The sequence below is a fragment of the Phormidium pseudopriestleyi FRX01 genome (assembly GCF_017313335.1).
In the GTDB taxonomy this organism is placed as follows: domain Bacteria; phylum Cyanobacteriota; class Cyanobacteriia; order Cyanobacteriales; family Laspinemataceae; genus Laspinema; species Laspinema pseudopriestleyi.
This window is the reverse complement of sequence record NZ_JAFLQW010000056.1, coordinates 19425-29639: the sequence shown is the minus strand read 5'-3', so window position 1 is coordinate 29639 and position 10215 is coordinate 19425. Positions and strand designations below refer to the sequence as shown.

Here is a 10215-nt window from a genome sequence, read left to right as displayed (position 1 = left end):
GGATGATTTAAGCAGCAGAACTGATAAAGAACCCAGTCGTTCGCGGCGGCGACGGATGAGCTGCGCGGCTCATCGCCTGAGAACCCAAATCCGCAATTTGATTGATGAAGCTCATAAGCAAATTGCTCATTACTTAACTCGCAACTATGGACTGATTTTTCTCCCTACCTTTGAGACTTCCCAAATGGTTGCCAAGGCAAAGCGAAAAATCAAATCCAAGACGGCCAGAGCTATGCTAACCTGGGCGCATTATCGATTCAAACTAACCCTGAGACATCAAGCGGAAATAACTGGAACCACGGTTGTAGACGTGACCGAAGAATACACCAGCAAAACCTGTACTCACTGCGGTCATGTTCATAATAAGTTAGGTGGCTCCAAGGTGTTCCATTGTCCTGAGTGTGGCTTCACTCTGCCAAGGGACTGGAATGGTGCTTTTGGAATTTTTCTAAAAGCTTTGCGGGATACCGCCTCTGTCACCCTCAAAGGTGATAGTGCCATCGCTGCATTGTCCGTTTCTCAGCCGGATAAATGTCGCGTAAATGTATCAGTAAGATGAGAAGAATAATTTTCCATCAGAAAACATCTATCCCTTAACAACTATATGGCTGCTAATAACGCCCACATCAAACGGTTACTCGAAACCAAGCAGTGTCAGGGAGGCATCCTCAATGAAGCAAACCTGGGTCGTTTTAATCTGAATAAAGCAGACTTAAGCGGTGCTAAATTACTGTTTGCCAATCTCAATCAAACAAATCTCAGTCACGCTAACTTGAGCGGGGCTGATTTGAGTTTTGCTAATTTAGTCGATGCCAACCTCACCCACTCGGATCTGAGTGGGTTGGATGGCAAGGGGGTGAATCTATTTGAGGCAAAGCTGAATCATGCCAACCTCAGTGGGGCCGATTTGACTTTTGCCAATTGCGTGAATGCAAATTTCACCGATGCAAATCTCAGTGGTGTAGATTTCAAAGGTGCAAATCTGATTGGGGCCATTCTCAATCATGCCAATCTCAGTGGGGTGCAATGTGCGGGGGCCAACCTGGGAAATGCACAATTGGTTGAGGCTAATTTAACCAATGGGGATTTCAGTGATACAAGGTTAGTGGATGCGGACTTGCGGGATGCTAATCTCAATGGTGCGGACCTCAGAAATGCCAATTTGTTTAATGCCAATCTCAGTGGGGCGAATCTCACTGGGGCGAACCTGGGGGGCGCAAATTTGGCTCATGCCAAGCTGGATGGTGCGATCGGACTCTATGGTAGTGGGGTGGGTATGTCGGGCGATCGCAACTCTGGGATGCATCAAGCAGGAATGGCGTATATTCCCTTCGGTCACCCCGGGGCTTATCCCGGAGGTAGTAGCGGTTTGGCCCTTCCCCGTCCGGGGATGCAGTAACGGGCGATCGGCTCAGTTCTGGGGGTAGATTGTGAGTGACGCTACTCACAATTTACCCTTTGTTTTTTAAAGTCATAAAATCTGTTATACTTTTAGATTGGTCATAAAATCAAAATTCGGGAGGCATACTTTGCAACAGGGTTCATTAACAATTGTGGGGACGGGGATTCAGCTGGGAGGGCATCTCACTTTGGCGGCTCAAGCCTGGATTAAACAGGCGGATAAACTGTTGTTTGCGGTGGCTGACCCCGTGACGGCGAAATGGTTACAAACCCTGAATCCCACTGCTGAAGCATTACCCTATAACACCGACTGCGATCGCCGCAGGCAAACTTACGGAGAAATGGTCGATCGCATTATGGAGGCAGTTCGGGCAGGGGGGAACATCTGTGCAGTATTTTACGGCCATCCGGGAGTATTTGCGGACCCGGCACATGGGGCGATCGCCCAGGCAAGACGCGAAGGTTACTCCGCCTTGATGTTGCCGGGAATTTCTGCGGAGGATTGTTTATTTGCCGATATTGGCATCGATCCGGGAAAAGGCGGCTGTCAGAGTTTTGAAGCGACAGACTTTCTCATCCGACAGCGCAAATTCGACCCTAATTCTCACTTGATTTTATGGCAAGTTGCGCTAATTGGCAATCGGGGATTTTATCAAGAGGGGTCTGAGAAACGGGGGTTAAAGGTATTAGCTGAAGTGCTACAACAGGATTATCCAGGGGATCATCAAGTCGTGATCTATGAGGCGGCAGTTTATTATCCAGTTTGTCAGCCGGTAATCAATCATATTCCCTTGCATTCTCTACCACAAGCCAAGGTGACAACGGTTTCTACCTTATATGTACCGCCCATCGGTCCTGCACCTGTGGATCAAGAGATGATGGTACGCTTAGGAATGGACAAATGACAATGGACGGTCGTTGGTCGTTGGTCATTTGTCCTTTGGAGTGTTGAATACTCAGGACAAACCAACCTCAAATGACCAACAACCAATGACAAATGACCAATCACCAACAACCAATGACCACCGACCAATGACCAATCACCAACGACTCCTAGCACAGCAAGGGGAAACTGCTCGGCAACAGGGACAATATGATGAGGCGATCGCCCATTTTACTGAGGCGATCGCCCTGAATTTTGAGTATGCTTGGGCGATCGCACACCGAGGAGAAACTTACTATCAAATGGGTCAGTATCATAAAGCCCTGGTAGATTTCAATCGGGCGGTGGAACTGAACCCTAACCATGTTTGGGCGATCGCCCATCGGGGGGTGACCTATGAGCGACTGGAACGCTATCCAGAAACCTTAGCAGATCTCAACCGAGTTTTAGAACTCAAACCTGATTATCCTTGGGCGATCGCCTACCGATGTCGCGCTTATGAAATGATGGGGCGCTATGAAGAAGCATTACAGGAGTTTGATCAGGCGATCGCCCTCGATGAAACCATCATTAAAGATTGGGTGACGGAACGGGGATTAATCCTCAGTTTTATGGGCTGCTATTCCGAGGCGATGGTCTATTACCAACAAGCTTTACAGGAAACGCCGGATAACCACTTGACCCTCTATTGTATCGCTTTTACCAAAACTCGTTGGCAGGGACTTGCTGCCGCCCAAGTTGACATCAACAAAGCAAAAGCTATATTGCACAGAATGGAGAAAACCCATGATTCCAGTGCCGTAATTTATGAACTTGGAGGTTTAGCAGCGTTAGAAGGCCAAACCGAAATGGCCTTAGATTACCTAGAAAAGGCTATTTTTCTAGATTATCTTCCCAGACGGCGAGCATTGCATGACCTAGCCTGGTTAGATCTGCATGGCGATCCTCGATTTCAAGCCTTAATTGCCCCTTAACCTCAGAACTATCGGGTTGAGGCTGAGTAGTCTACCTGGCTCACCGGATAACCCTTGAATTTATCTTGAAAAATACCAAAGCGAGGGAAGTCTAGGACTGGCGTGAATTGTCGAAAGACAGTTTAGAAGTAATGAGTTTGAACTGTAGGGAGAGGGAGTGCAAGTTTTACCCAGAGAATCAATACAATGGTAAAATTCCCACAGGGCTGGGGTTAAAATACTCCCCTTCCCCTAATTCACTCAATTTACTTCAGTAAAAACGGAGCAGTTCAATGGTCCAAATCGCTGAAACTCCCAAAAGTCTCGCCCAACAGGGTGAAACTTTCCGACTCATGGGAAAATACGACCAGGCTATAAATTATTTCCAGCGCGCCCTTGAGTTGAAATCCACGTATGCTTGGGCGCACGCCCACTTAGGAGCATCCTACCGTGACCTGGGTAATTTTAACGAAGCCTTAGCCGCTCTGGGCAAGGCCATCGAGCTGGATCCTAATTATGCTTGGGCGCACGCGAATTTGGGATTATTGAATATTAAAAAGCAGCAGTATCCACAAGCAGAGGAATGCTTCCAGCAGGCGCTCGCCATTGACAATAATTATGCCTGGGCCTACGCCCACCTCGGTCAAGCCTGTTACTTGCAAAATACACCAAATAAACTGGAGGAGGCGCAAAACCATTTATCGACTGCGATCGTTTGCAATAGCGAGTATGCTTATGCTTATGCTTTGCGCAGCGCTGTATTCTCGAGCATGAAAAAATACGAAAATGCCGTATTTGATATCCTGACAGCTATTCAAAAGGATAATACTATCTACAGTCAAGACACCGCTAAACGTGTACTGAATGAACTGCTTGTCACGCGAAACGCTCAGGCTCAAGGTTAACTTCAGTTCTAACCTCATCAACCCCATCACCAGACTACCTATTCCACAGGAGAAATTGACTTGAACGCACTATTGGAGTTCTTAACAGCGGTAGGGACCAACCCCGATCAGCAGTTAGCCTTTACGAATACACCAGAAAAGACCATGAAGCTCGCGGGGTTAACGGACCTAGAGCAACAAGGGGTTCAAAGTGGGGACGCGAAGCAAATCAGCGCCCTCTTTGCCAAGGAACAGACTATACTCGCTGTTGCTTGTATCGATCCAGTAGACGACCCCCTACCGGATCCCGACCCCCCGTCGGATCCGGATGACTCAGAATAATAGATTTGATGTTCTGGGTTTTAATCTGGGTTGCAGAAAGTTGTCGGTTTCCTCACCATGAAGCAAATGAGTCAATGCACCGGCTTGTCTGAAATGTGATTTTTGGAGTTCGTTGAGTCTGTCGATCGCAATTGTGCATGACAGGCTCACGAACCGAAAAACCTTCTCGGCTTCCGTCTCCCCTTTTCAGAAGATAACCCTAATTTAAAATCATTATAAACACTATGTTAAATTATGAAATCATCGAGACTCTCTATGAGAGCAGTCAATCTATTGTATATCGAACGGTGCGCCGAGCCGATAGACAATCCGTGATCATCAAACTGCTCCAAGATGCCTATCCCTCCCCGGAGAAAATTGCTAAATTCAAGCGGGAATATGAACTTACTCAAAGTTTAGAAGACTATTCCGGCATTGTGGACGTTTATACCTTAGAGACCTATCAGAACCGCTGGTTCATTGCCCTAGAAGACTTTGAGGCTAAATCCTTAGCTGACTTAAATCTCGCGGGTCAACTGTCCCTAACGGACTTTCTCTCCATTGCCGTTAAGATTGCTGAAATTTTAGGCTACCTTCACCAACATTATATTATTCATAAGGATATTAATCCCTCAAACATTCTTTTCAATTCCACAACACAAACAATTAAATTAATTGACCTTGGTATTTCCACCGTCCTTTCTCGTGAAACTTCTACCTTTCGCAATCCCAACTTATTAGAAGGAACCCTTGCCTACATTTCTCCGGAACAAACCGGACGGATGAATCGCACCATAGATTATCGTAGCGACTTTTATTCTCTCGGGGTCACATTTTATGAACTCCTCACGGGCAGTCTTCCTTTTCTGACAACTGATCCGTTGGAATTGGTGCATTCTCACCTCGCTAAATCCCCAATTCCACCCCATCAACTTAATCCAGACATTCCCGAGGGACTTTCCCAAATCGTGCTCAAACTCATGTCTAAAAATGCCGAAGACCGATATCAATCGGCTTTGGGATTAAAAGCTGACCTGGAACAGTGTCTGAATCAGTGGCAAGCGATCGGACAAATTCAACAGTTTCTCCTCGCCACCCAGGATAGTTCTGACCAATTACAAATTCCCCAAAAACTTTACGGCAGAGAAGTAGAAGTTAAGACTCTGCTGGCTGCTTATGAGCGAGTCGCTACCCTGGAAAACGCTGCCACTGAACTGATGCTCGTCTCTGGATATTCCGGTATCGGTAAAACTGCCTTGGTTCAGGAAATTTATAAACCGATTACTCGGTCAAAAGGCTATTTTATCTCCGGTAAATTTGACCAATTACAACGGAACATCCCCTACGCCTCCCTGATCCAAGCCTTTCGGGCATTAATCAAACAACTGCTGATCGAAACTGAGGCAGAAATTTCCGGATGGCAGAAAAAACTTTTGGAGGCTTTGGGGGCAAACGCCCAAGTCATTATAGCCGTTATCCCTGAAGTTGAAACCATTCTCGGCAAGCAACCAGAGGTTCCCGAACTGCCGCCCTCTGAAGCCCAAAATCGCTTTAATTTAGTCTTTCAAAATTTTATCAAAGTCTTTACCCAACCGGAACATCCCCTGGTGCTGTTTTTGGATGATTTACAATGGGCAGATAGTGCGTCCTTGAAATTAATTCAATTGTTAATGACTTCCCCCGATATCCAATCTTTATTTTTAATTGGGGCTTATCGAGATAACGAAGTCAGCGCCGCCCATCCCCTCATGCTCACCCTAGAGGACATGAAAAAAGCTGAAGTAACGGTCAATCACATCTCTCTTCAGCCCTTGAGCCTTTTGAACACCATTCAGTTAATTGCTGATACTCTGAAACAAGCCCCAGAAAAAGTACAAACTCTGGCCGATTTGGTCCAAGCCAAAACCGGGGGCAATCCTTTTTTTATGACCCAATTTTTAAATACCCTATATAGCGAAAAATTACTATGCTTTGATTATCAGAACCAAACGTGGAACTGGGATATAGGACAAATTAAAGCCCAACCGATCGCCGAAAACGTGGTGGATTTAATGGCAGCAAAGCTGAATAAGCTAACGTCGAACACTCTGGCCCTGGTGAAATTTGCAGCTTGTATTGGTAACCAATTTGACTTGGCTACTTTAGCCCTAATTTCTGAAAATTCACCCAGGGAAACAGCTTTAGCCTTAACTTCAGCCATGAACGAGGGTTTTATTATAGCCCTCAGCGATGATTATCAATTAATGGAATTAGATGTCGAAGGCTTAGGCGATCGCTTATCCGTAAACTATCAATTTGGTCATGACCGCATCCAACAGGCCGCATATTTCCTCATGGATGAGAGCGAGAAGCAATCAATCCATCGACAAATCGGCAGATTATTACTGCAAACTATCCCGCCTGAAGAACGGGACACCCATCTATTTGATATTGTCAATCAGTTAAACCTAGGTCAGCGGTTAATTTCCAACCGTGCAGAACAAGAAGAGTTAGCTTGCTTAAATCGGGAAGCTGGGAAAAAAGCTAAAGCATCCGCTGCCTATCAATCGGCTTTTAACTATTTACAGGGGGGTCTGGAACTCCTCCCGCCAGACTCCTGGCAGCAACAGTATGAACTGACCCTGGCCCTCTATGGAGAAACGGCAGAAGCGGCCTATTTGAGCGGGCATTTTGAACGAATGGAACAGTTGTGCGAGGTCCTCCTAGCATCGGCCCAATCCTTGATAGACCGAGTCCCTGTTTATCAGGTTAAAATCAGAGCAAGAATGGCTCAAAGTCAACTGCTAGAAGCCATTGACATTGCCTTGCAAGCCCTGAAACTCCTGGGTATTACTTTTCCCGATCAACCCAGCCAGGAAGATATATTTAATGGATTCCAAGAAACTAAAACGGCATTAGAAGGGCGAGAAATTGAGGATTTAATCGACCTGCCAGATATGACTGATCCCATTCACTTGGCAGTCCTCCAACTTATCTTAGCAGTTTCAGCACCCTGCTTTATTGCTCGGGTAGATTTGCTGACGATGATGATGTTTAAAATAGTCTGTTTATCTTTAGAATATGGCAATACTAAAGACTCGATTCCTGGTTATGCTTTTTACGCACTACTTCTTTGCAATTTTTTTAATGATATCGAGAGTGGATATCGCTTTGGAAAAGTCGCCTTAACATTAGTGGGCAAACCTCAATTTAATCAATACAAAGCAAGGACTTTTTTGGTGGTAAATAGTTCTACTTTTCATTGGAAAGAACATAATCATAACCTTTTACCTGCCTTAATAGAGGGATACAAAAGCGGAATTGAGATGGGTGACTTTGAATATGGAACGTTAAATGTCGCCACCTTTTGTATTAATTCTTGTTTGACCGGAAAAGACTTACCTCATGTTGTTGTAGACATGAAAAATTTTCATCACATTATTCTTAAACTTAAACAGGCTACTATTTTAAACTGGCATGATATATATTGGCAACTTGTTTTGAACTTCATGAATGCAACCGGCAATCCTTCCTCCCTGGTAGGGGAAGCCTATAATGAAGAAAAAATGCTCCCCATTCATTTAGAAATAAATGACAAGAGTTCCCTAATCAACTTATATTTAAGTAAATTAATCTTAAGTTACCACTTCTATCAATTACCGGAAGCCTTAGAAAATGCCAATACAGCCGAAAATTATTACAGCAATGCTTCAGGAGCAATCTACTTGCCAATCCTATATTTATACAATTCCCTCACCCACCTTGCCATCTATCCCGACTCCCCCGAAACCGAACAACAGCGCATCCTAGAAAAAGTCACCGCCAACCAGGAAAAAATGCACCATTGGGCGCAACACGCCCCCATGAACTGTCTGCATAAATACTACCTCGTCGAAGCCGATCGCGCCCGAGTCCTCAACAACGATTTACAAGCGCGAGACTACTACGATCGCGCCATCACCCTCGCCAAAGAAAACGAATACCTCAACGAAGAAGCCCTCGCCTACGAACTCGCCGCCCGTTTCTACATCGATCGCAACATCCCTCACCTGGCACGCTTCTACCTACAAGAAGCGCACTATGCCTATCAACGCTGGGGTGCCACAGCCAAAGTCAAACACCTAGAAACCTGCTATCCCCAACTCATCGAATTACGAACCTCCACCGGCAGCAAACTCTCCACCTCCTCCACCAGTGGCAGAAGTTCCGGGGAAACCCTGGATATCGCCACCGTGCTCAAAGCCTCCCAAGCGATTTCCAGCGAAATTCAACTCAATAAACTCCTCGCCCAACTCCTGAATCTCGCCATAGAAAACGCGGGTGCACAAAAAGGCGTACTCATTTTATCCGACAACAATCAACTCAAAATCGAAGCCGCCAAACTCCCCAATGATGAAGTCCAAATCCTGGAATCCCTCCCCCTAGAAAGCGGCAACTTCGTCCCTCCCGCTATCATTAACTATGTCGCCCGGACCCAAGAAAATGTCATCCTCGCCAACGCCACCCAAGAGGGAATTTTCACCGCAGACCCCTATATTCTCCAACAGCAAACCCAGTCCCTTCTCTGTGCTGCCATTGTCAACCAAGGTAAATTGATTGGCATTCTCTACCTAGAAAATAACTTAGCAACCGGCGCATTTACCCAAGAACGCATCGAACTCTTACAAGTTATATCCGCCCAAGCTGCAATTTCCCTAGAAAATGCTCAACTTTATCGCACCTTAGAAGATAAAGTCATCGAACGGACTGCCCAACTCGCGGATGCGAATGACGAAATCAGCGCCCTGAATGAACTGCTCAAATCTGATAACATCCGGATGAGTGCGGAACTGGATGTCACCCGCCAACTCCAACAGAAAATGTTGCCTCGCTATGAAGAATTACAGGCAATTCCCGGCTTAGAAATCGCCGGATTTATGGAACCTGCCGATGAAATCGGGGGAGATTATTATGATGTGTTGAACCATGAGGGACATATCAAAATCGGGATTGGGGATGTCACCGGACATGGATTAGAAGCGGGGATGGTGATGGTCATGGTCCAAACCGCTGTGCGAACTTTACTGGTGAATGATGAAACCGATTATGTGAAATTTTTAAATACCATCAACCGGATGATTCATGATAACGTAGCGCGGATGCGGACGGATAAGAACCTGACCTTAGCGTTACTGGATTATGCCGATGGAGTGTTGCGGATTAGTGGACAACATGAGGAGATTCTGATTGTCCGGGGTACGGGAGAAATTGAGCGACTGGATACGATTGATTTAGGATTTCCTGTGGGGTTAGAGTTGGATATTTCTGACTTTATTACTCAAGCGGAAGTGCAGTTAAATCCCGGGGATGGGGTGGTACTTTATACCGATGGGATACCGGAGGCGGAAAATATGGCGGGAGAGTTATATGGGATGGACCGATTCTGTGAGGTGGTGTCGCAGTATTGGCAGGAGTCGGTGGAGGAGATTCGGGAAGGCGTGATTCAGCATTTGCGGGAGTTTATTGGGGAACAGAAGGTGTTTGATGATATTACTTTGGTGGTGATGAAGCAGCGATGATGAGGGAGATGGGGGAAGAGGTAATAGCGCGTATGTAAAGAGGGCGGTGGGGTTGCGTCCTTCTGCTTGCCCGAGGCTTTCAAAGTGAGCAAACCCGGTGGGAAACAGTCCAGCGGCGATCGCATTGGCAACGTCAGGATTTCGGCCTAGATAATAGGTTTCATTATATAAATCCTGGGCATTCAACATACTTCTTAGAGGGGTAAATAAATTGTTTTTTTTTGATAATTGCTTAT

Annotated in this window: 6 protein-coding genes and 1 pseudogene; all 7 read left to right on the top strand. The window is 46.0% G+C overall.

Features of this window, described 5'->3' with window-relative positions:
- Positions 1-542: pseudogene (locus tag J0895_RS02355) on the top strand (zinc ribbon domain-containing protein); the annotation flags it as partial.
- Positions 543-604: 62 nt separating this feature from the next.
- Entirely contained in the window at positions 605-1399 is a 795-nt protein-coding gene (locus J0895_RS02350) for a pentapeptide repeat-containing protein (protein ID WP_207086533.1), read from the top strand.
- Between the two features lie 130 nt (positions 1400-1529).
- A complete protein-coding gene (locus tag J0895_RS02345) occupies positions 1530-2306 on the top strand; it encodes an SAM-dependent methyltransferase (RefSeq protein WP_207086532.1) in 777 nt (258 codons plus the stop codon).
- Between the two features lie 127 nt (positions 2307-2433).
- Positions 2434-3258 carry a tetratricopeptide repeat protein gene (locus J0895_RS02340; protein WP_242540995.1) on the top strand — a complete coding sequence of 275 codons (825 nt, stop codon included), beginning with the start codon at positions 2434-2436 and terminating at the stop codon, positions 3256-3258.
- Between the two features lie 272 nt (positions 3259-3530).
- Positions 3531-4142: a tetratricopeptide repeat protein gene (locus tag J0895_RS02335; RefSeq protein ID WP_207086530.1), complete on the top strand. Its 612-nt coding sequence runs from the start codon at positions 3531-3533 to the stop codon at positions 4140-4142.
- A gap of 60 nt (positions 4143-4202) precedes the next feature.
- On the top strand, positions 4203-4463 hold the full coding sequence (locus tag J0895_RS02330; RefSeq protein ID WP_207086529.1) for a hypothetical protein: 261 nt from the start codon (positions 4203-4205) through the stop codon (positions 4461-4463).
- 224 nt (positions 4464-4687) lie between these two features.
- Positions 4688-9979: an AAA family ATPase gene (locus J0895_RS02325; RefSeq protein ID WP_207086528.1), complete on the top strand. Its 5292-nt coding sequence runs from the start codon at positions 4688-4690 to the stop codon at positions 9977-9979.
- Positions 9980-10215: the final 236 nt, after the last annotated feature.